Origin of the sequence: Salinilacihabitans rarus (genome assembly GCF_024296665.1) — an archaeon.
Taxonomy (GTDB): domain Archaea; phylum Halobacteriota; class Halobacteria; order Halobacteriales; family Natrialbaceae; genus Salinilacihabitans; species Salinilacihabitans rarus.
On sequence record NZ_CP100762.1, the window covers coordinates 3,259,382 to 3,278,951 of the forward strand.

The window sequence follows — 19,570 nt, forward strand, 5'->3', positions numbered from 1 at the left end:
GACGGCCGACGCCGGCCGCTACCGGGCGATTCGCGACGGTCATCGCGATCGGTCGAGCAGGCGGCGGTACCGCTCGACTAGCCCCTCGCCGACGACTTCGAGACGGTGGCGCTCGGCGGTCTCGCGGGCTCGCTCGCCCAGCCGTCGCCGCAGGCCGGGGTCGGCGGCCAGCCGATCGAGCGCCTCGCGGAACTCGCGTTCGCTCGCGCAGGTGAGACAGTCGACGCCGTCGGTGAAGAACTCCTCGAACACCGGCAGGTCACGGAGGACGACCGGCTTCCGGCAGGCCATCGCTTCGAGGACGGCGATGCCCTGATTCTCCGCCCGCGTCGGGAAGAGGAAGACGTCGCCGGCGGCGAACGCGCCGCGGCGGTTCTCGACCCAGCCGGTGAAGGTGACGTTGGCGGGCGGATGTCGCGTCCAGCGACGGACCGTGGGGCTCGTCAGCGGTCCGTGGTCGAAGGGGCCGAACCAGACGAACTCGCGGTCGCCGTGCCGGGCGAGCCGACAGAACGTCGACAGCCCCTTGCGCTCGAAGACGTTCCCGACGGTGAAGACGACGACGCCCTCCAGATCGTACCGCTCCCGGTAGGGCTCGCGGAACCGCTCGTAGCCCGCGAGCGCGTCGAGGTCGACGCCGTTGGTCACCGTCTCGACGGGTGCCTCGACGGGGTAGCCGTCGAGCAGCCGCTTCGTGTGCTCGCTCGGACAGAGCACGAGGTCGGCCTGCGAGTAGAAGCGCCGCAGGTACCGGCCGAGCGGCCCCGCGAGCCGGTTCGAGCCCCGGAAGCTCCCGCGGAAATCCTCGCGCGTGACGTGGGCGTGTACCACCAGCGGCCGCCCCGTCAGTCGCGCGTGGCGGGCGACGACGAGCGATCCGGGGCCGACGGTGTTGCAGTGGGCCAGATCGTAGTCGACGACGGCCCCGTCGCCGCGGGCGAGGCGGGCGGGGACCCGTCGCGGCGGGCCGGCCAGCGGTCCGGTTGCTACCGAGACGTCGACCCCTCGCTCCCCGAGACGCGACAGCGCCGTCCGCTGGTGGTCGGCGGCCGTCCCGATGCCGCTGTGCCGGAGCAACCGGGGGCATTCGAGGTAGTGGAGGACGCGCACGTCCGCACCTCCACGGGCGCGGCCAAAGCCTCCGGGACGGCTCGCGCCGTGCGGGACGGAACGCAAGGCCAATAGGCCGGCCGGGGCAACGGTGAGGCATGGGAATCGCCGCCGAGCGGATCGAACGCCTCCACGCCCTCGCTCGCGCGGCCGCCGCCGACTGCGAGGACGACCGGGCGCGCTACTACGTCCGGCTTGCCCGCCGCGTCGCCGAGCGCAACCGCCTCGCGCTGCCCCGGGCGTTCAGGCGGTTCACCTGCGACGCCTGCGACGCCTACCTCCGCCCGGGGAAGAACGCCCGGGTGCGCCTGCGCGACGGCCACGTCGTCGTCACCTGCGACTGCGGCGCGCAGGCTCGTTATCCATACGAGGACTGATCGCGGGTTCCGATTCGAGAACATTCAAACGCCTCGCACGAGTACCCCGCCCATGGACAGACAGGAACTCAAGCGGCGCGCACACGACCTCGACGTCACCGTCTGGGTCGGCAAGAGCGGCGTCGAGGCCGTCGTGGACGAACTCGACGATCAGTTGTCGAACGCGGACCTCGTGAAGGTGAAGTTCCTCCGGGCGGCCCGGGCCGGCGGGTCGACCGAGGAGAAGGCCGCGGACCTCGCCGAGCGCGTGAACGCCGAGTTGATCGAGACGCGCGGACACACGGCAGTGCTGTACCGATGACGGCGGCGTCGGCTTCGAGAGCTTCCTCGTCTCGATGGCCGGCATCGGACCTTTTCCACGCGAGCGAGGCACACGGCGCCGCCGCTCGCGAGGGAAGAAATGCGGTATGAGTGTGGACGCCCGCGGTTGCCCGGCGTTCCGACCGGGGGAGTCCCGGTTGCCTCCTCCACCCCGCGACCCGTCGAGCGACAGGTGTCCGGCGGTCCACTGCTCGCTTCCGCGCCTGATGGGCTGTCGCCGGTTAACCGCGATGGGGCGTCCCTGCGGACGGCCACCGCGGACCGCTGTCCCCGACGGACGAGGCTTCTCCGTTGGCTCCCGGGGCCCCGGCCGGTCTGACCGGACGCCCGCGGGTTTCGGTCCCCGCTGAAGGCCATACTGCGGGTTTCGAGCAGGGCCTAACTGCCCGACCTAGTCCACTTCGGGGTAGTCGACCGCTACTTAAGGGCCTTTCGTCTCTCCCGCGATCCGCGACCCGGATCGGACCCGGTCGCCGCCGCGACCACAGAACCTTACCCGTCGTCGACGTAGTGGCGTGCGATGTCACAGGAGGCCCCACCCGGGCGGGCCACGAGCGCGACCGACCGCCGCTGGCTCGGCCTGCTCGCGCTCGTCGTCGGCCTGTTCGCGGCGCTCGTCGTGCTGCCGTACCTCCAGTACGTGCTGGCGGCGATCGTCCTCGCGTACGTCCTCTACCCGCTGCAGCGTCGGCTCGAACCGCGGTTCGGCCGCACCGTCACGGCCGTGATCGTGCTCGCGCTGGGGACCGTCGCGATCCTGATCCCGGTGGCGGTCATCCTCGCGGCCGCGATCGAACAGGGCCTCGAAATCGCGGACGCCGTCGCGGCCGGCGACCTCGGCGTCGAGGAGGTCGAGCGCCGACTCGGCGAGTTCGGCCTCGAGGTCGACCTCCAGGAACTGTACGGACAGCTTAGAGAGCCCATCGGCACCGTCCTCCAGGGTCTGACCAACGAGGCGGCGGGGATCGTCGGCGGCGTCCCCGAGTTCCTGATCGGGCTGACGGTGCTGTTGTTCGTGCTCTACTCGCTGTTGCGCGACGGCGACCGGTTCGTCGACTGGCTCGGCTCGGTGCTGCCGCTGCGGCCCGCGGTTCGCGCGGATCTGTTCCGCCGGGTCGACCGACTCATGTACGTCGCGATCGTCGCCAACGTCCTCGTCGCGGGCGTACAGGCGCTGCTGACGGTGATCGGGCTGGCGCTCGTCGGCGTCTCCGGGCTGGCCTTCTTCGGCATCCTCACGTTCGTCGTCTCGCTGCTACCGCTGGTCGGGGCCTCGCTCGTCTGGGCGCCGACGTCGCTGTACCTGCTGCTCGTCGGCCGGCCGGTCGCCGGCGCGTTGCTGTTCGCCTACGGCGCGGTCATCGTGAGCCTCTCGGACAACGTCCTCCGGCCGATCACCGTCGGCCGCGGCGCCAGCCTCAGCGTCGCGGTCGTCATCCTCGGCATCTTCGGCGGCGTCGCCGTCGCCGGCGTGATGGGGCTGTTCTTCGGCCCGATCGTCCTCGGGACGCTCAAGACGCTGCTCGAACTGTACGCCCGGGAGGCGCCGAACGCGGAAGCGCCGGCCGAAGCGGAGACGTCCGCGGCCGAGTCGCCGGACGGGCCGCGAATGGCGGAGTCGCCGGACGCCCCGGAGTCCGACGGGGAGCCGGAGGGACGCTGATCAGCTCTCGCCCTCGGCGCGTTCGAGGGCGGAGCCGACGCCGCCGACGTCCCCGCAGGTGACGCTGGGCGGTTCGGGTTCGGCGGCGCCCGGGAGCCCGTACGCGGCGGGGCGGTCAGCCCTCGATGGGGATCGTCTTGCCGCGGACGGTCGTCCCCTCGGCCGGGAGTCGGACCTCCAGAACGCCGTTCGTGTACGCCGCGGTGATCCCCTCGTCGTCGACGTCCCGGGGGAAGCGGAACCGACGGTGGTAGGTCTTCTTGCGCCCGCGGTCCTCGTCGACCTGCTCGGCGGCGACGTTCAGCACGCCGTCGTCCCAGGCGACCTCGATCTCGTCGCGCTCGAACCCGGGCACGTCGACGGTGAGGACGAACTCGCCGTCCTCCTCGTACAGTTCGTAGTCGTTACCACCGATGTCGCCGAACAGCTGGGAGGGCAGGTCGAGCCCCTGCATCCAGCCACTGGGTGAACTCGTGGGGAGCGCCATGGCTGTTCACCTCGCGTCCACGATAAACTATGTCGGCGGTTCGTATTGTATTTTTCGCTTGCATTTTCAGGGTCGAACCGGGCGATGGGCGGCGTGCGGCGCCGTCAGACGAGTCCCAGCGCCCGGACGTACCACGCCGCCGCCCCCGCGAGGGCGACCGCGGCGAGGGCGACGAGCCAGCGGTGGTAGGCGAACCACTCCTCCTCGCCGATGCTCAGGATCACGCTCTCGGGGACCGAGACCGCCCAGAGCAGGACGAGCGCGGCGAGGACGACCCCGAGGACGAGCGTGAGGCCGGCGACGAAGTCGGGGTCGCTGCGGCCCTGCCGGCCCGCGGCGAAGAGGACGACGGCGACGACCGCCAGCAGCGAGAGGAACTGCGGGCCGGCGACGCCGGCGTCGTAGTAGAGGGCGACCGTCCGGGCGTCGGCGTCCGAGAGGAGGACGTACGGGGCGAGGACGGCGAGCAGGTACGCGACCGCGGCGACGACGCCGGCGGTCGGCGGGCGCGTTCGAGCGCGCATACCCGGGGCGTCGCCGGCCGCTCGCATAAGCGCGGCGGCCGCTCGCTCGCGTCGACGGGCCGACCACCGGGGCGAGCGGCCGGCGTGTGCCCGCGACGGAGGAAAAGGCCCAATTGTCTGGACGCCCCATCGAGGGGTATGGGACTCGGCAGCACCGCGAAAAAGCTCCAGATGGTCTCCGAGCGGGCCGAACAGATGTACAAGCAGGTCCAGGACCTCACCGAGCGAATCGTCCGCCTCGAGGAGGCGGTCGACGACACCCACGAGACGGTGACGACGATGGACCACCGGCTGACCGAACAGCGCGCGCTGCTGGTCGCGCTGGCCGAGGAGCAGGGCCTCGACGGAGAGGCGATCCTCGCGGAGGCCGCCATCGACGAGGCCGAAGCCGACGACGGCGACGAGGCGGCGACGAGCGACGAGGAGACGCCGCCGGAGGAGTCGGCGGCGGCCGACGCGAGCGAGTAGTCGCGGATCTATTTCTCCCGCTCGGTACCTCTCACGGGTGATTTTCGCGGACGCTCGTGATGGCAAGAGCTAACAACGGGGGCAACATTTGCCCGTACGATGACGACCCACGAGCGACCGTTGGACTCCGTGCTCGAGGCCGTCGGCGAGACGCCGCTGGTCCGCGTGCACGACGCGCCGACGGGGGTGCCCGTCTACGCGAAACTCGAGTCGTTCAACCCCGGCGCGAGCGTGAAAGACCGCATCGGGAAGTTCATGCTCGAACGGATGCTCGAACGCGGCGAACTCCCCGCGGGCGGGACGGTGATCGAGCCGACCGCGGGCAACACGGGGATCGGGCTGGCCATCGCCGCCCGCCAGCTCGGCCTCGACGCGATCTTCGTCGTCCCCGAGCGGTTCAGCGTCGAGAAACAGCAGCTGATGGCCGCCCTCGGCGCCGAGATCGTCAACACGCCCACCGACGACGGGATGGGCGGAGCGATCGAGCGCGCCCACGAACTCGCCGACGAACTCGACGACGCCGTCGTCCCCCAGCAGTTCGCGAACCCGCTCAACACCGAGGCCCACTACGAGACCACCGGCCCGGAGATCTACGAGGCGCTCTCGGGCGAGGTCGGCGCCGTCGTCGCCGGCTGTGGCACCGCCGGGACGCTCATGGGCATCGCCCGTTACGCCCGCGAGCAGAACCCTGACACGTACGTCGCCGCCGTCGAACCCGAGGGGTCGCTGTTCGGCGACCTCGTCGGCGAGGATCGCGAGGAAGACGAGTACAAGATCGAGGGCATCGGCACCCACGACGTCGAGACGAACGAACTGTTCGAACCCGACCTCGTCGACGAGGTGTACGCCGTCCCCGACGAGGCCGCCCACGAGGAACTCGCCCGGCTGGCCCGCGACGAGGGCCACCTCGTCGGGTCGAGCGCGGGCGCCGCGAGCGTCGCCGCCAAGCACGTCGCCCGGGGGATCGCCGACGGCGAGATCGACGCCCCCTACGACGCGGTCGTCACCGTCTTCCCCGACTCCAGCGAGCGCTACCTCTCGAAGGGGATCTACCGCTCGTTCGAGGAGTGGACGTCGTAGCGCCGGACTGTACGACCGGTCGGAACCGCCGACTTCGACGCCGACCGACTCCCCCGCCGTCCGGGCCCGTCCTGTCGGTAAATCGACCGGAACGAGCCCGCTCGCGGCCGATCCGGTGCGCGGGTTTATATGTCTCAGCGCACAACCCGCATCGAGAGATGTCGAAAGGTGACGTGACGTGAGTGGGAGTCGGATTCACAGCGTGTGGCGCTCTTATCGGTCGATTCCGATCGTCTACCGGCTCGGGGCGGCGTTCGTCCTCGGCTCGATCGTCGGCCTCGCGGTCGGCCAGCCGGCGACGGCGCTCGAACCCCTCGGCGACCTGTTCGTCGACCTGCTGAGCATGATCGTGATCCCCATCGTGGTGTTCACGCTCGTGATGGGGATGCGCCGGCTGAGCCCGGGTCGCCTCGGGCGCGTGGGCGGACAGGTGGTCCTCGTCTACCTCGTGACCTCCGGGATCGCCGTGCTGTTCGGCCTCCTCGTGGCGAACCTCCTCCAGCCGGGGGCCCGCCTCTCGCTGAGCGGCGTCGAACAGCCGGACGTCGAGGAGCCGCCGGCGCTCGCCGACGTGGTACTCGGTATCGTTCCGGACAACCCGATCGCGGCGATGGCTGCGGGCGAGGTGCTGCCGACGATCTTCTTCACGATCGCCTTCGGGCTGGCGCTGGCGCTGGTCCAGGAGTCGGCCCGAAACGAGAACGTCCGCAACGGCGTCCAGACCATCTTCGACATCGTCGAGGCCGGCGCCGAGGCGATGTTCAAGATCGTCTGGGGCGTGATGGAGTACGGCGTCGTCGGCGTCTTCGCGCTGATGGCCGTCGCCTTCGGCGAGGCGGGGCTCGGCGCCGTCCGGACGTTCGGGCTCCTCGTCGCCACCCTCCTCGTCGCCGTCCTGTTGCACGTCGCGGTCGTGCAACTCGGCGGCATCGTCGTCCTCCTGCTGGGCCAGTCGCCGACCGCCTTCCTCACGGGCATCCGGGAGGCGCTCGTCACCGCGCTCGGCACCGCCTCGAGCGCCGGGACGCTGCCGGTCAGCATGGCCAACGCCGACGACAACCTCCACGTCGACGAGGGCATCTACGGCTTCTCGCTGCCGCTGGGCGCGACGATCAACATGGACGGGACGGCACTCTATCAGGGCGTCGCGGCCGTCTTCGCGGCCAACCTCGCGGGCGTCTCGCTGAGCTTCGGCGAGCAACTCGTCGTCGTCCTCGTCGCCGTCTTCGCGAGCATCGGCACCGCGGGCGTCCCCAGCGCGGGGCTGATCATGCTCACGCTCGTGCTGGAACAGCTCGGCCTGCCCCTCACGATCGTCGCGTTCGTCGCGGGCGTCGATCCCCTCCTCGACCGGCTCCGGACCCTGACCAACGTCAGCGGCGACCTCGCGGTGACGACGCTCGTCGCGAACTGGAACGACGCCGTCGACTTCGACCGCGGCTCGTGGGTCGGCGAGGCGCCGACGACGTCGGGGGCGCCGGCGGAGGACTGACGGGCCGGCGCGACTCCATTCCGACGCGCCACCCTGCTGGACCGTCGCCGATCAGCCAAGCAGCCGCCGGTGTTCGACTTTCATGCACCGATCCTGGACGACCCGTTTGCCCGCCTCCTCGGCGCGTTCGGCGGCCTCGTCGTCTTCGATCCCGAGTTGCGTCCAGACGGCGCCCGCGTCCTCGCGCTCGATCGCCTCGTCGACGATCCCGCTTACCTCCTCGCTCGGCCGGAAGACGTCGACGACGTCGACCTCCTCGTCGACCTCGGCGAGGGAGTCGTACGCCGGCCGATCGAAAATCTCGTCGGCGTAGGGGTTGACCGGGATCACCTCGTAACCCTGCTCGCGGAGGTACGCCGGAACGCCGTGGGCGGGCTTGCCGGGCGTGCTCGAACAGCCGACCACGGCGATCGTCTCCGCGTCGAGGATCTCGCGCAGTTCGTCGTCGCTCTCGACTGGCATACCCGGACGAACGGGAGCCAGCGGTAAACCTCCAGCGGCCGACGACCTCGACGCACCGTCGGCCCGCCGGCCCGTCGGCGGACGCGAGCGTGGAGTCCGAGGCGTCGGCGCTTTTCACGCGGCCGGTGAAGACGTGGAACCGGAAGACGGGCTGGCGGTCGGCGTACACGAGCAGCGTCGACGCGATCCGGCGCTTTCCCGACGGCGGCGGCCCCGAGACGAGGACGTTCGTTCCCGGTTCGAGTTCGGCGTCCGGGAGCACGTGTGCGAGGTCGTCCATTGCTCACTTCCGTACCAGCCCTGCCGGATGCGACGAGACGCGCCGACCACGCCGTGTACGGTACCAAAATACACCAGCTAGCTTGAATTATTTTTGAACACCCATGTCCGATCACCGTGGGACGGCGCCGACGGAAAGTACCGGTAGCGGCCGCCGTCGGCGACTGCTCACGGGACCCCCAGTTCGGCCGCCGCCCGGCCGACGACGAACGCGAGCGCGGCGAGGAACATTCCGTACTTCAGTCGCGTCTGGCCGGCCGTCGGGTTCTCGAAGCTCTCGTAGGCCGCGGAGAGCATGACCGCGTCCGCCGGGACGACCACGAGCAGGTACGCCTCCTCGAAGTACCCGAGCAGGTACGGCAGCGGACTCGCGAGCACGGCCAGCGCGAGCAGGACGGCCGCGACCTGCAGCGAGCGGCGCTCGCCGATCGCGATCGGCAGCGTGTGCAGGCCCTCCTCGCGGTCGCCCTCGACGTCCTCGACGTCCTTGACGATCTCGCGGGTGAGCGTCGACACCCCCGCGAGCACGAACAGGACGAGCGTCGGCCGGACGTCCCCGACGGCCGCCCCGCCGAAGAGGAACGTGCTCCCGACGAGGTAGGCGACCAGCGCGTTGCCAAGCCCCGGCAGGCCCTTGAAGAACTCGGTGTAGGCGACGAGCGCGAGCAGGTTGACCGCCGCGATGGCGAGCGCCAGCGCCGGGAGGACGAGCGCGAGCGCGACCGCCGCGGCGAAGAGGGCGCCGCTGAACGCGAGCGCGCCGCGGGGACTCACGGCACCCCGGGGGATGGGCCGGTCGGGCCGGTTGATCCGGTCGATCTCGCGGTCGAAGTAGTCGTTGATCGCGTTGCCCGCCCCGACCGCGAGGCCGGTCGCGGCGACCGCCGCGGCGACCGCGAGGCCGTGCTCGCCGAGGCCGCCGGCGACGAACGCGCCGGTGAACGTCAACACCGCCGCCGCGACCGCGTTCCCCGGCCGCGTCAACTCCAGCAACCCGCGCGCCGTCTCCCCGAGGGTCATCACTCGGGACTGTTCAGTCGCGGGGTATAAGCCGTGCGATGCGCCGGCGCGGTGAGAAGGACGATCGGATCGTCGGATCAGCGCCACTCCTCGAGGTCACAGAGGAGGTGGCACTCGACCGTGATCCAGCGGGTCATCCGCTCGTCGCCGGTGGCCTCGGCCGGGACGGCGGTCCAGTTCACCTCGTCGTCGGTGAGCAACTCGAGGGTACCATCCTGCCGACGGCCGTCGGCGTCGCCGACGGGGGCCTCGTTCACGGTCATGGCTCGCCTGACACTTGGCGTCGTTCGGGTATGACCTTCTCCGCTGATTTTCACTCCATGGGAACGACGTGACGGGCCGGCCGCGAAAAAATCGAGTGACTTATACGGGGTCGACGGAAACCAATCAGGTGAGGGCGCTTAGCTCAGTCTGGACAGAGTGCTTGGCTTCGGACCAAGTTGTCGCGGGTTCAAATCCTGCAGCGCCCATCCGTTTTCATGATGGTTAGGATTCCACAGACGGCGGAGGGTTGCTTATAAAGAACCCCCCCGTCGACCGAGGTAGATTCCATCATGTTCCGTGATGCGGGTCGACGCCGTCATGCGGTTCGCAGGATACCAAACGTGTAGAACCGTGTTAAATGTTCGCGAATCGACTCAGTTCTGCGCGCGAGTTAGTGGTGGAGCGCGCACCAACTCTAACTTGCTTGCTGTCGCACGCAGCGTGCGCCGTTCTCACTGTGCGTGCGACAAACCCCGTGTTCGTCTAACGCTCAGTGAGTCACGCTCACTGTGCGTGAGAACTGACACTTCTCAAACAAATATTGGCGCGTTTTATCATTCGAGCAAAATCCGGGGAGTAGAGACAGGTGAGAGCCATCTTATGTAGCCATCTCGGGTATATCCTATCATATATCTGAGGCTGACCCTTAAGTCAATGTGACTAACGAGGTTCAGGTGCAATGCGAGATCAGAAAGGAACGGCCTCAATACGCGCTATCTATGCCCGGTATCCCCGGGAACCAAAGATAGCGCTGATCGGCCAGCGCCACAGTCGGACCGAGCCCAACCACAGCTCGGGATCGTACAGCGGGTTGAACACCGCTACTGATCGTCAAGCCTCGACGACTTGGCAAGACGAAGAGGTGAGTTTCGATGAGTGAACAAGAGCGACTCGACGCCTTTGAACAAGGTAACCGCGACCACTCAACGATTGAAGAAGCTGTAGATAGCTACCTCGATCACCGGAAGAACGAGTCCGAGCTCATGGAAAGCACGGTGGAAGTCGAGAAGCGACGACTCGGGTACCTTGTCGATTATTGCGAACAGCAGGGTATCGAGACGCCGCGCGAGCTGCTATCCCACGACCTCGACAAGTATCGTACTTGGCGTCGATCTGAAGCGCCTCTGAAAGTCGAGGAGCTTGCTGAATCGACTATCATCGAGCACATGAAAACGGTCGACAGGTTTGTCGCCTACGTGGAGGTGAAAGATGAGTAAGTCGGACAAGCGACAGCCATCAAGTCCTCGAGAGCCAATCCAGATCACCGTCGATGAGGCCGTCGAAGCGTATCTCAGTCGGCGCAAAACCGAGAGTAAAACGACGCAAGGAACCGTCGAGACACATCGAAAGCGCCTGAACCACCTCGTGGAATACTGCGAACTCGAGGGAATCGAATACGTCTGCGATCTTCGCGGGAAAGACATCGAACAGTATCGCGAGTGGCGACGGACTGAGGCTACTGAAAAGGTCGATGTGTTGGCTCCTAAGACGCTCCAAGAGCATATGAAGACGATTCGTGTCTTCTTCCGCGCGATGGAGTCGATGGAGTACGTAACGCCAGGAATGGCCGATCGCGTGTATGTCCCGGACATCGAAGACGAAGACGAGACGAGTGATGAGATCCTCGAGTATGACCGTGCAGAGGAGATCCTGAGCCACATCGCGAAAGCCGAAAGTGGAAAAGCAGAGGAAGTCGTGTGGCGACTGTTCGTGGATAGCGGTCTGAGACTCGGCAGCGTTCACTCGATCGACGTACCTGACGTTCATCTCGATGCAGAAGTTCCTCACATCGAGCTTCGAAACCGACCTGAAGAAGGAACAAACTTGAAAAATCGCGACGACTCCGAACGGCGCGTCTTCATTACAGAAGAAACCGCTGAAGCCATCGAACAGTATCTCCAGTACAATCATCCCAAGGTCACCGACGACTATGGTCGCATGCCGCTCATAGGGACGTCCCATGGTCGAGCGAATCCTTCCACCATCCGCGGGATGGTCTACAAATGGACACGGCCCTGTGAACTCGGGGAAACGTGCCCTCACGGTAAGCAGCCCAGCACCTGTGAAACAGCGGAGAATCGGGACAAGCCATCGGATTGTCCATCGACTCGCTCGCCACACGACATCCGACGTGGGTACATCACTCACGTCAGTAGTGAGGGGGTCCCACCGCGAGTCCTGAGTGATCGCGTCGACGCCGAACCGGGGACGGTAAAAAAGTATTACAACAAGAACGACGACGAAGAAAAGATGCAAGCTCGTAAAGAGCTCATAGAGCGCATCATGCAGGACGAAGAAGAGGTTAACTACTAGGGATGAATTGGTCCACCTGGGATTGGGATACCTCTTCCTTCCTCCGCTGATTCCGACACAGTAGCCGACTGGCGTCTCTAAACTGATCGCCTGTTAGCGACTGCTAAATCCAGATTTCGTTACAGGGTAGTAGGACACTCGACTTCACAGACCATATCTGAAAGAGTAGATTCTGACCGAAACCAAATGTAGATTAGCTCCGGACCTCATTCCAGCCTTCCCTCGCAAGCGGGTAGGCTTGCTTCAAGATCAACTCAGCCGTGAGGTCTCGTAGATCATCAACAGTGGGATCGTAGTCGATCTCTTCGTAGAGACGCTCAGTTCTCTCGAGAGCAACGGTTGAGACCTCATCGAGGACTATAACCGTCCACTCGACGACCCCGATACGTCCTCCAGCGTGGGTAGGACGAATTTCGAGTTCACAGCGGACCAGAACAGGATCTTCCCAGTCACGGAAGCAGACTTCCCTCCTGACGCTCATCCCTAATGGAGTCGCACCTACGACATTGCTGACACTCGTTCGGGCCTTGTCAGCGGTCGGGAACCACTCAAGCAAGTCGTGTTGATCAGCACTCACAGATCGATTCCCTCCATTATGGATGGTTGACCCTCATCTGCGTCGCAGAATTTCGCAATGTCCTCTGGTTGAAGGTCTGGGCCCAGACAGTCCGGGTGGACCCAGACTGCGAATCCACTTTGGCCTTCGAGGGCTTCGTCGATCTGCACTCGACCTTCCGATCCAGGGCCACGCCATCGAACATATGCATCGTCTAGAGACTCGAGCGCACAGATCACCGCTGGGAGTAGCTGGTTATAGATCGTCCCCTCGTACTCGACATCAGCCTGCTCTGCGGCATCGAACTCGAGAGAGACACTATTCGAGATGAACGTAGCAGCAGCGTCAGGCGAATCCCACGACCCGTCGCTCATACTGCGATAATCCTTCTGAGTCGGGACCCCTAACCCAGCCTGTTGATTGACTTTGCGCAGCCGGTCGCTATTGTTCAAGTCCTGTTCTGAAACGAACAGGATGATCCCCGGTCTGTGGGCGTTGTCTCGACCAAACGAAATTCGGCCTAACGATTTCACGGCTAGGTGACCCGACGGAATGGGTGCCCGTGCAAGGTAGTGGAAAGCTGGCGAAAGAAGGTCGCTTGGTGGAGCATTGCCCATTGCTACCTTTTTAGCGATGTCTCGAAGCTCGGTCAGCGCCTCCTTGTCTAACTGCTCTTGGTTGCTCATTCGTTCCGTGACGCAGTCAAGGATGGTTCATTATAAGCCTGAGGACCCTCCAGATACTCGACTTTGAAGGAGTAATATGGGAAGATGACCCGATAGAAGGGTTATGTAGCACGGAAAGCCGTTGTTGCAACAAAGAACTGAGGAACTCAAAATCGGTCTATAATTAACAGAGCCAGCAGCTAACGAGCAGATTGCCCCCTTGAATGTACAATGGGATTCGGAAAGCAGTCAAGACGATCGTCGTCGACTGCACTCCCTGACAAACTTCCAGCCAACTTTCGAACCAAAAATGGGGTGATCGCAGTGGTCTGAGGATACTGTTTTGACGTGAACTCTACTAAGAAGCGGAAAGATGTCAATATACAGAGTTGGACACACACACCGTGCTTCATCTGCAAATGCCTCTGAGAGAGGGAGGGCCCCAGAAATAGTGCCCGGTCACAGTATTGGGCGTACTCTACAGTGAGACTTTGCCTTCGGAATAATCGATAGGATGGGTGCTTCTGTGAGTAGATGTGGGGGAACTAACAAGATGGCCGAGTGGAGAGTTTACACACAACTCTCGAAGACTTAGACTGAGATTCCAGACACACACCCCGTGTTTCATCTGCAAATGTATCTGAGAAGGCCCGTCGGGTAGCTTTTCGCCGGTCCCTGAAAAAGAGAACTGCCTGTAGAGCGCCTATATTGCTCGTTTCTCATGGATAGAGGTGGATATACGATCTGCTGAGTAGATTCTCTGATAGCAGTAATAATAACCTATACCAAAAGAGTTTTATTATAGTTAATAAGGAGTCTCTCAGCAAGAGGTGAGTAAAAGATCATATCTCGAGGTAATCCTGCTCTTGGGAACTTGCGATAGAATCAGGGTAGATGATTCTCTGTCCTACGCTAATTGGATGATTCCAAAGTCACTGATTTCGAAGGGGGCCTCCCTTCTCACGTGGACTTGCAGATGAAGTACGGTGTGTGTCTCCAAGCGCATCACCTTCTCAGCGAGTTCAGTGAATCGAAAGCAACATCGATCCACTAAGTTGATGATTTCAAGACCGCTGATTCGGAGGGGGTCCCCCCCTCTCAAGAGGACTTGCAGATGAAACACGGGGTGTGTGTGTCGAAGCTTGAGCCAGACCTAGGTCTTTCGACCTGGGACGAACAGTCTCACCAAAGTGGAGAAGCAACAGTAGTAGGATTGACTTCTGTAACCGGGACGTTGTCTCTCCGAGAAACGTATCTAGAACATCTTCGTTGAATCCAACAATTTTCTCTCTTCTTCGCATCTTGTAGTGGATCTCTTCGAGCGGGAACTCACCGTCCGTCTGATTGATAGTCTCCCTGCTGTCGTCGAAAACTCATCTCGTCGATGATTGAATGTCATGTATAGTAACGCTGTCGTCAGCCGATAGTGTATCCGATGCATCCCTAGACCAGTCGTGAGATCCAATCTAGAGAGGGATCGTGTCTATAGATGTAATAGCAACCAGGATGAGTACATATGACTCGTTAGACTCCGATCGTCAAGTCAGACCAACGATAAGCAAATCCCAGTACGGCAAGATGCAACTACTTATCCTAGTCCGGTCCGCAACATCTCATACACCGTACCGGTATGAGTAACGGCCCGCGTAGTGGCGCGGGCCAGGTGCGGTGTTGGAGCAACCGCGTATGCAATTACGAGCTATCAGACAAAAACGTCTCGCTCGGTTCCAGATGCACAGTCTTCCAAGCAGGCTACCTGAAGGAGGAAGCGATGACTGACGCTGGGAGCACCGACTACGAGCTGCCGTTCGGTATGATCCTCAGTAGTCAACGACGCGTCAATGTCGCCCGCTATCTGCTCGAGGAATCTCCCGAACCACCAGTAGATGTCGGTGATCTGGCCGAGGGAGTTGCAGCAATCGAGGTCAGCAAAGAACCGCGCCAGGTCACCGGGGTAGAGAAGCATCGAGTCTACGTCTCGCTCATCCAAAGCCATCTTGACCCTCTCCACCGACAAGATGTTGTCCGATTCGACCACGACCGCAATGTCGTCTATCCAGGAGCAAATCTACGGACGTTCTACGCTTTCGCGATCTTGTTACCTGGTTCCAACATTCAGTAGCTAAACTCCAGTCTCAGAACTGCAAGAGCGAGAATTCTCTCTTTGATGGCAAGTGAGTTTAATTAGTTGATGCTAGGTCTACACGTCCTTGAGGTGTTTGTATCGAATCGTATAGCCACCAGGAAACGTACGTCCCTCACAGTACGCTTCACGGTTGAACAGGAGTTCGAGTCGTCCGTGGGGCCAGTTGTACGCTTTCTGATTCCTGCGTAGATTGAACCCTGGGATGCACTCCCAGCCGTCGACTCGTCCGGTGAGCCGATGCATGTACTTCCGTCCGGTGTCGGGATTGGAGACTCCTGAACAGTTGCACATGATCTCCTGAGCCGTCGTAATTTTCCGAGGATCAGCGGGGCTCGTTCGCTCGATACACAAGGCCAGTATTTGACGAACTACTGCTTCTGTCTTTGCTTCCGCAGTCTTTGGAACGCATCCATCAACGCGATCAAATGCCGCCCAAATCTCTCTATCGGTTGGTCCCCGCTCTTTTCCTGTCATATTCTGCCATTCTCACCTTGGACTGAAGAACATTAGGCGCAAGCTCGGATGCACAAACCGATAATCAACCAACAACGTTGATCTGAGGGTGTATCGATCAGAGGTCTTAGACAATCTAAGTCGGTTCCTTAGTCCGAAACTCAATACAGGAGCAGACGGTCTTCTATCCCATTTCTAAACCTCCTGATCTAAGCCAACTAATAGCCAACTACTGATAGGCCATATCGTCGTTTGATGACACAGGAAGCAGATGTCGAGAACTCTGCACCGGATCTTCCACCGGTCGACGAGTTCTATTCAGGACTGGAGGCGCTTGACTCGACCCTGGTCGAGTTACCTCAAGACGTTCCAGAACCGACGGAAATCACTACGACTGAATCACCAACTGACGTGCGCGAAACGGAAACACCTGTAGGAGAGACTTGGTTCACAGTTTCAGAGATAGTTAGAGAGAATTTCTCGGGGCTCTCAGCTGCGAACCACGAATATGATCCTCAGGCGAATGAACCGCTGTATCTAAGAGCAGCGTATCCCGATCCATCGGAGCCGGCCACAACGATCAGAGTCACGTACAAACCTTCAGGGACCCTCTTTGTCGAAGCAAAATACTACATCGGTCTCGCATCGTGGCCATACTATCTCGGGACGAACGAGGGGCTCTCTATACCGGTCCTCTATGCAGCTGCGATCGCAGCAGGCCTCAACTACAGCTCTGTCGCAGTCGCGACAGGACAAACTCAGCTCAGCTATCACCAAGGTCTCGCAGTCAACTCGGCAGTCGGTGACGTCCACGAGCGCTTAGAAGACCTTCGAGATGATACGGCGGAATCAACCAGCGAGGACACACTTGACAAGTTCCTAGCTCTCGTCAAAGATCGACCCGAATGGACGATCTAGTCCAGAGGTAGTGGAGGACGGCAGTTAGCCTAGTTCGGAAGGACAGAATTGCTAAACTGGAAGAGCAAGGCAGAGATTCTCAACATCCGGAGCAAGCGAGATCACCTGCGCTTTTCGTTCCAATTCCTTGCGCCGATCTTCGATACGCTGCTCGAGCTTGTTGAGCCGCTCCCGTTGACCGCGAATGGCAATGTCCATGTTTGATCCGGCCTCAGCCTTGCGTTCATAGTCCTCGATGAACTCCTCAATTCGTTGGCGCTCAGCTTCTGCGTATTCCTCCAGATCATCCAGTTCTTGCTGAGTCTCCTCTCGCCGGCGTTGATGGAGCTCTTCTCGCAGCGATGCGACCCGCTGACTGATGTAGCGATCAGCTGCTGCTCGCAGTTGATCCTGGCTCTGAATCAGAGAGCGCACGCGGTCTGCATCGGGCGATCCTTTGACGCTGTCCCCCTGAACGACACGTTGGCCCAGTCGCTCTCGAGGATCCTGATGGTGAGCATCGACGTACACTGGAATCATATCTTCGCGAATGACCTCACCTGTCCCGTCCTCGAACTTCACACGGTAGTTGTAGCCGATCCCTGGCTCGTCGATGAACGGGAGAAGCTTCAGACCGACATCGCCCTGCTCACTATTCAGTACGTGTTGCATGAGTCGCTGGACCAACTCGTCGTCGGGAGACACGTAGTCGATACCGTCGTGGTCCATCGCGAAGTCACGGCTAAACGTGAACGGGCCGTACTCCTCATCGGTTCCTTGCCGGAGAGAGTCGGGTAGTTCGGCCCTGTAGAGATTGTTTCCGGCCTTTTCTACATCCCCGCCGAGCGCCTCGACCCCACGCTCGACGAACTCGTGAATGTCCGCCTCGGTTCCGTAGACGTCCTCCGACTCGTCCATGACTTCCTGAATCTTCTCACGGCTTTCCTGGTCGAACGTACTCGTGTCGATCAGGCTGCGCTCGTACCACTCCTCGAGCGTGCGCTGGCGCTCGTCGATGAGCTCTTCGAGTTCCTCTTTGGTCGCGCTCGGGGGCTCCTCGTTCTGGATGGAATCCATGATGAGCGAGTCGACGTCGATGTCGTCGAGCATTCCCAGTACGTCAGCGGTGTTCCCAAGTTTGCCCCGGATATTCTCGACCTTGTTCTGGAGCATCTCGAAAATCTCGCCCTCACGAGTATCCTCGAACGAGAAGTTCCAGACCTTGACCTCCTTGTCTTGGCCGTAGCGATGGATGCGACCGATGCGCTGCTCGAGGCGATTCGGGTTCCACGGCAGTTCGTAGTTCACCATGATGTGGCAGCTGTGCTGGAGGTCGATCCCCTCACTCGCTGCGTCAGTCGCGAAGAGCAGGCGGGACTGTCCGTGGTTGAATTCGTCCTCTATGCGGGCGCGTTCCTCCTTGTCGACGTCACCGTGGATGACGAGAATCTCGTCAGCCCAAGGTTCGTCCTTTACCAGGTCGAGCAGGTAGTCCAGCGTGTCGCGGTATTCGGTGAACAGCAGCAGTTTCTCGTCGGGTTGCTCCTCGAGCAATTGCTGGATGTAGCGCCGTACCTTCTGGGCCTTGGAGTCGACAGGAATGCCCTCAGCGAGCGAGACGAGGTCGCGGAGCGTCTCAATCTCTTCCTCGAGCTGCGCGTCGCTCTCGGTGACAGTTAGGGCGGCGAGTTCCTCTTCGGCCTCTTGCTTGTCGTCTTCGTCGAGGTCCTCTCCGTCCAGATACGCGGCGGCTTCGTCCGAGAGACTGGTGGTAGTCGACTGCTCGTCGACGAGGTCTCGCAGTCGTCGACTCAACGTCGACTGAATGGCCCCGATGCTGCTGACGAGGCGTTTCTGCATGAGTGCCATCGCGAATCCGACTGCCGGCTCGTTCAGCTTCTCAGAGCGGTTGTAAACGTTCTTGACGTAGTCGGTGACGGCGCGGTAGAACTGCCGCTCCTCGTGGGTCATCTCGACGGGAACCGTATTGACGTCGCGATCGGGGAAGATACGCTCGCCGTTCTCGTCGTAGATTGTCTGTTTCCCTCGACGGATCATCACGCGGTCGACGGCCTCCTTGGAGAGCTCTTGATCCTCGGCGACGAGGAAGGGGTCGATGTACTCGACAAGTGAACGAAATGCCTCGCCCTTGCCGTCGTGCGGTGTCGCGCTGAGTAGCAGGAGAGCGTCGGAATTGCCGGCGACCCGTTCGACCATCTTCGACGTCTTGCTCGGCGACTCCCCCCGTTTGGCGGCCTTGTGTGCCTCGTCGACCACAACGACGTCCCAGAAGGCTTCCTCGAGGGCGGGTTGGAACTCGTCCTGTCTGAGGAATGCCTGGCTCGTTACCATCTGCTGGTGGTCCTGATCCCAGATGTTCGCCTCCTCGCCAAGTCGGCGACGTTCTCCCTCGACCCACTGTCGGTCTGCCGGCGTGAGATCGATGTCGAAGAAGCGGTCCATGTCCCGAATCCACTTCTTCTGGAGATGCGCAGGAACGACGAACAGAACACGGTCAGCACGATTTCGAGCGGTGAGTTCCTTGAGGATGAGGCCGGCTTCGATAGTCTTCCCAAGGCCAACGTCGTCGGCGATGAGCGCACGCTGGCGCAGTTTCTGCATTACCCAGTTGACTGCGGCGAGCTGGTATGGTTCGAGGCGAACCAGCGAGTTCGAAATACTCAGTAACTGGCCTTGTTCATGGGCAATCTGAAGTTGGAGAGCCTGGGAGCGTAGATCGAACCAATCGGCTGAGACTGCCTCGTGGTCGGGATGGAGTTGATCGGCTGACGCTGGTTCTAACTCACCCATCTGCTCGTGTTTTGGCTCGATTTCGACGTCGTCGATACAGACGGTTTTCACGCCTTCGTCTTCGACGTACGCTCGGAGGTATTCGAGATCACCAACCGAGTAGGTCTTAATGACCTCGGCAGGGGTGCCGTTTAGGAGAATCGCGTCGCCGGCTTCGAGAGACATCATGGTTGCCATATTAT

At 62.2% G+C, this 19,570-nt stretch carries 20 protein-coding genes, 1 tRNA gene and 1 other RNA gene; 11 read left to right on the plus strand and 11 right to left on the minus strand.

Annotation, left to right across the window (positions count from 1 at the left end; genetic code table 11):
• Positions 1-39: 39 nt before the first annotated feature.
• Positions 40-1,110: a glycosyltransferase family 4 protein gene (locus tag NKG98_RS17160; RefSeq protein WP_254767351.1), complete on the minus strand. Its 1,071-nt coding sequence runs from the start codon at positions 1,108-1,110 to the stop codon at positions 40-42.
• 98 nt (positions 1,111-1,208) lie between these two features.
• Here NKG98_RS17160 and NKG98_RS17165 point away from each other — a divergent pair, with 98 nt between their 5' ends.
• Complete coding sequence (locus NKG98_RS17165) at positions 1,209-1,487, plus strand: ribonuclease P protein component 4 (RefSeq protein ID WP_254767352.1); 279 nt, start codon at positions 1,209-1,211, stop codon at positions 1,485-1,487.
• A 52-nt stretch (positions 1,488-1,539) separates the two neighbouring features.
• Positions 1,540-1,788 carry a YhbY family RNA-binding protein gene (locus NKG98_RS17170; protein ID WP_254767353.1) on the plus strand — a complete coding sequence of 83 codons (249 nt, stop codon included), beginning with the start codon at positions 1,540-1,542 and terminating at the stop codon, positions 1,786-1,788.
• A 110-nt stretch (positions 1,789-1,898) separates the two neighbouring features.
• Here NKG98_RS17170 and ffs read toward each other — a convergent pair.
• An RNA gene (ffs, locus tag NKG98_RS17175) (signal recognition particle sRNA) lies at positions 1,899-2,210 on the minus strand.
• A gap of 118 nt (positions 2,211-2,328) precedes the next feature.
• On the opposite strand from ffs, the gene NKG98_RS17180 reads away from it, so the two are divergent.
• Positions 2,329-3,471 carry an AI-2E family transporter gene (locus tag NKG98_RS17180; protein WP_254767354.1) on the plus strand — a complete coding sequence of 381 codons (1,143 nt, stop codon included), beginning with the start codon at positions 2,329-2,331 and terminating at the stop codon, positions 3,469-3,471.
• A 115-nt stretch (positions 3,472-3,586) separates the two neighbouring features.
• On the opposite strand, the gene NKG98_RS17185 is transcribed toward NKG98_RS17180, so the two are convergent.
• Both NKG98_RS17185 and NKG98_RS17190 read right to left on the minus strand, forming a co-directional pair.
• The gene (locus tag NKG98_RS17185) at positions 3,587-3,958 is read right to left on the minus strand and encodes an Hsp20/alpha crystallin family protein (RefSeq protein WP_254767355.1); all 372 of its coding nucleotides are present in this window, start codon (positions 3,956-3,958) and stop codon (positions 3,587-3,589) included.
• A 104-nt stretch (positions 3,959-4,062) separates the two neighbouring features.
• A complete protein-coding gene (locus NKG98_RS17190) occupies positions 4,063-4,482 on the minus strand; it encodes a DUF7548 family protein (RefSeq protein ID WP_254767356.1) in 420 nt (139 codons plus the stop codon).
• Between the two features lie 138 nt (positions 4,483-4,620).
• On the opposite strand from NKG98_RS17190, the gene NKG98_RS17195 reads away from it, so the two are divergent.
• From NKG98_RS17195 to NKG98_RS17205, 3 genes are all read left to right on the plus strand, one after another.
• Positions 4,621-4,950: a DUF5798 family protein gene (locus NKG98_RS17195; protein WP_254767357.1), complete on the plus strand. Its 330-nt coding sequence runs from the start codon at positions 4,621-4,623 to the stop codon at positions 4,948-4,950.
• Positions 4,951-5,049: 99 nt separating this feature from the next.
• Positions 5,050-6,030, plus strand: coding sequence for a PLP-dependent cysteine synthase family protein (locus tag NKG98_RS17200; protein ID WP_254767358.1), 981 nt, complete (start codon positions 5,050-5,052; stop codon positions 6,028-6,030).
• A gap of 178 nt (positions 6,031-6,208) precedes the next feature.
• Entirely contained in the window at positions 6,209-7,522 is a 1,314-nt protein-coding gene (locus tag NKG98_RS17205) for a dicarboxylate/amino acid:cation symporter (protein ID WP_254767359.1), read from the plus strand.
• A 51-nt stretch (positions 7,523-7,573) separates the two neighbouring features.
• On the opposite strand, the gene NKG98_RS17210 is transcribed toward NKG98_RS17205, so the two are convergent.
• From NKG98_RS17210 to NKG98_RS17225, 3 genes are all read right to left on the minus strand, one after another.
• The gene (locus NKG98_RS17210; RefSeq protein ID WP_254767360.1) at positions 7,574-7,984 is read right to left on the minus strand and encodes a CoA-binding protein; all 411 of its coding nucleotides are present in this window, start codon (positions 7,982-7,984) and stop codon (positions 7,574-7,576) included.
• 447 nt (positions 7,985-8,431) lie between these two features.
• Positions 8,432-9,283, minus strand: a complete 852-nt coding sequence (locus NKG98_RS17220) for a geranylgeranylglycerol-phosphate geranylgeranyltransferase (RefSeq protein ID WP_254767361.1) — start codon at positions 9,281-9,283, stop codon at positions 8,432-8,434.
• A 77-nt stretch (positions 9,284-9,360) separates the two neighbouring features.
• On the minus strand, positions 9,361-9,546 hold the full coding sequence (locus NKG98_RS17225; RefSeq protein WP_254767362.1) for a DUF7511 domain-containing protein: 186 nt from the start codon (positions 9,544-9,546) through the stop codon (positions 9,361-9,363).
• A 132-nt stretch (positions 9,547-9,678) separates the two neighbouring features.
• Between NKG98_RS17225 and NKG98_RS17230 the strand changes: the two genes are divergently transcribed.
• The 3 genes from NKG98_RS17230 to NKG98_RS17240 all read left to right on the plus strand — a co-directional run bounded on the left by NKG98_RS17230 (position 9,679) and on the right by NKG98_RS17240 (position 11,860).
• Positions 9,679-9,753 (plus strand) — tRNA-Arg (locus tag NKG98_RS17230).
• A 666-nt stretch (positions 9,754-10,419) separates the two neighbouring features.
• The gene (locus NKG98_RS17235; RefSeq protein WP_254767363.1) at positions 10,420-10,764 is read left to right on the plus strand and encodes a hypothetical protein; all 345 of its coding nucleotides are present in this window, start codon (positions 10,420-10,422) and stop codon (positions 10,762-10,764) included.
• Positions 10,757-11,860 carry a tyrosine-type recombinase/integrase gene (locus tag NKG98_RS17240; protein WP_254767364.1) on the plus strand — a complete coding sequence of 368 codons (1,104 nt, stop codon included), beginning with the start codon at positions 10,757-10,759 and terminating at the stop codon, positions 11,858-11,860. The genes NKG98_RS17235 and NKG98_RS17240 overlap by 8 nt, the downstream gene beginning before the upstream one ends.
• Positions 11,861-12,053: 193 nt before the next feature.
• On the opposite strand, the gene NKG98_RS17245 is transcribed toward NKG98_RS17240, so the two are convergent.
• Both NKG98_RS17245 and NKG98_RS17250 read right to left on the minus strand, forming a co-directional pair.
• On the minus strand, positions 12,054-12,341 hold the full coding sequence (locus tag NKG98_RS17245; protein WP_254767365.1) for a hypothetical protein: 288 nt from the start codon (positions 12,339-12,341) through the stop codon (positions 12,054-12,056).
• Between the two features lie 92 nt (positions 12,342-12,433).
• A complete protein-coding gene (locus tag NKG98_RS17250; protein ID WP_254767366.1) occupies positions 12,434-13,102 on the minus strand; it encodes a hypothetical protein in 669 nt (222 codons plus the stop codon).
• Between the two features lie 1,792 nt (positions 13,103-14,894).
• On the opposite strand from NKG98_RS17250, the gene NKG98_RS19140 reads away from it, so the two are divergent.
• On the plus strand, positions 14,895-15,203 hold the full coding sequence (locus tag NKG98_RS19140) for a DUF7344 domain-containing protein (RefSeq protein WP_425504415.1): 309 nt from the start codon (positions 14,895-14,897) through the stop codon (positions 15,201-15,203).
• 78 nt (positions 15,204-15,281) lie between these two features.
• Here NKG98_RS19140 and NKG98_RS17260 read toward each other — a convergent pair whose 3' ends face one another.
• Positions 15,282-15,701 (minus strand): hypothetical protein, encoded by a 420-nt coding sequence (locus NKG98_RS17260; protein WP_254767368.1) that lies wholly within the window; start codon positions 15,699-15,701, stop codon positions 15,282-15,284.
• 234 nt (positions 15,702-15,935) lie between these two features.
• Here NKG98_RS17260 and NKG98_RS17265 point away from each other — a divergent pair, with 234 nt between their 5' ends.
• Entirely contained in the window at positions 15,936-16,598 is a 663-nt protein-coding gene (locus NKG98_RS17265; protein WP_254767369.1) for a hypothetical protein, read from the plus strand.
• 51 nt (positions 16,599-16,649) lie between these two features.
• On the opposite strand, the gene NKG98_RS17270 is transcribed toward NKG98_RS17265, so the two are convergent.
• Positions 16,650-19,556 (minus strand): helicase-related protein, encoded by a 2,907-nt coding sequence (locus NKG98_RS17270; RefSeq protein ID WP_254767370.1) that lies wholly within the window; start codon positions 19,554-19,556, stop codon positions 16,650-16,652.
• Between the last annotated feature and the right edge of the window lie 14 nt (positions 19,557-19,570).

Excerpts from the sequence above, each read along its gene's own strand:
- NKG98_RS17270 (WP_254767370.1), bottom strand. The coding sequence starts at position 19,556 with ATGATGTCTCTCGAAGCCGGCGACGCGATTCTCCTAAACGGCACCCCT.
- NKG98_RS17165 (WP_254767352.1), top strand. The coding sequence starts at position 1,209 with ATGGGAATCGCCGCCGAGCGGATCGAACGCCTCCACGCCCTCGCTCGC.
- NKG98_RS19140 (WP_425504415.1), top strand. The coding sequence starts at position 14,895 with ATGATCCTCAGTAGTCAACGACGCGTCAATGTCGCCCGCTATCTGCTC.
- NKG98_RS17210 (WP_254767360.1), bottom strand. The coding sequence starts at position 7,984 with ATGCCAGTCGAGAGCGACGACGAACTGCGCGAGATCCTCGACGCGGAG.
- NKG98_RS17235 (WP_254767363.1), top strand. The coding sequence starts at position 10,420 with ATGAGTGAACAAGAGCGACTCGACGCCTTTGAACAAGGTAACCGCGAC.
- NKG98_RS17185 (WP_254767355.1), bottom strand. The coding sequence starts at position 3,958 with ATGGCGCTCCCCACGAGTTCACCCAGTGGCTGGATGCAGGGGCTCGAC.
- NKG98_RS17170 (WP_254767353.1), top strand. The coding sequence starts at position 1,540 with ATGGACAGACAGGAACTCAAGCGGCGCGCACACGACCTCGACGTCACC.
- NKG98_RS17220 (WP_254767361.1), bottom strand. The coding sequence starts at position 9,283 with ATGACCCTCGGGGAGACGGCGCGCGGGTTGCTGGAGTTGACGCGGCCG.
- NKG98_RS17250 (WP_254767366.1), bottom strand. The coding sequence starts at position 13,102 with ATGAGCAACCAAGAGCAGTTAGACAAGGAGGCGCTGACCGAGCTTCGA.
- NKG98_RS17180 (WP_254767354.1), top strand. The coding sequence starts at position 2,329 with ATGTCACAGGAGGCCCCACCCGGGCGGGCCACGAGCGCGACCGACCGC.
- NKG98_RS17190 (WP_254767356.1), bottom strand. The coding sequence starts at position 4,482 with ATGCGCGCTCGAACGCGCCCGCCGACCGCCGGCGTCGTCGCCGCGGTC.
- NKG98_RS17260 (WP_254767368.1), bottom strand. The coding sequence starts at position 15,701 with ATGACAGGAAAAGAGCGGGGACCAACCGATAGAGAGATTTGGGCGGCA.
- NKG98_RS17195 (WP_254767357.1), top strand. The coding sequence starts at position 4,621 with ATGGGACTCGGCAGCACCGCGAAAAAGCTCCAGATGGTCTCCGAGCGG.
- NKG98_RS17225 (WP_254767362.1), bottom strand. The coding sequence starts at position 9,546 with ATGACCGTGAACGAGGCCCCCGTCGGCGACGCCGACGGCCGTCGGCAG.
- NKG98_RS17265 (WP_254767369.1), top strand. The coding sequence starts at position 15,936 with ATGACACAGGAAGCAGATGTCGAGAACTCTGCACCGGATCTTCCACCG.
- NKG98_RS17245 (WP_254767365.1), bottom strand. The coding sequence starts at position 12,341 with ATGAGCGTCAGGAGGGAAGTCTGCTTCCGTGACTGGGAAGATCCTGTT.
- NKG98_RS17200 (WP_254767358.1), top strand. The coding sequence starts at position 5,050 with ATGACGACCCACGAGCGACCGTTGGACTCCGTGCTCGAGGCCGTCGGC.
- NKG98_RS17240 (WP_254767364.1), top strand. The coding sequence starts at position 10,757 with ATGAGTAAGTCGGACAAGCGACAGCCATCAAGTCCTCGAGAGCCAATC.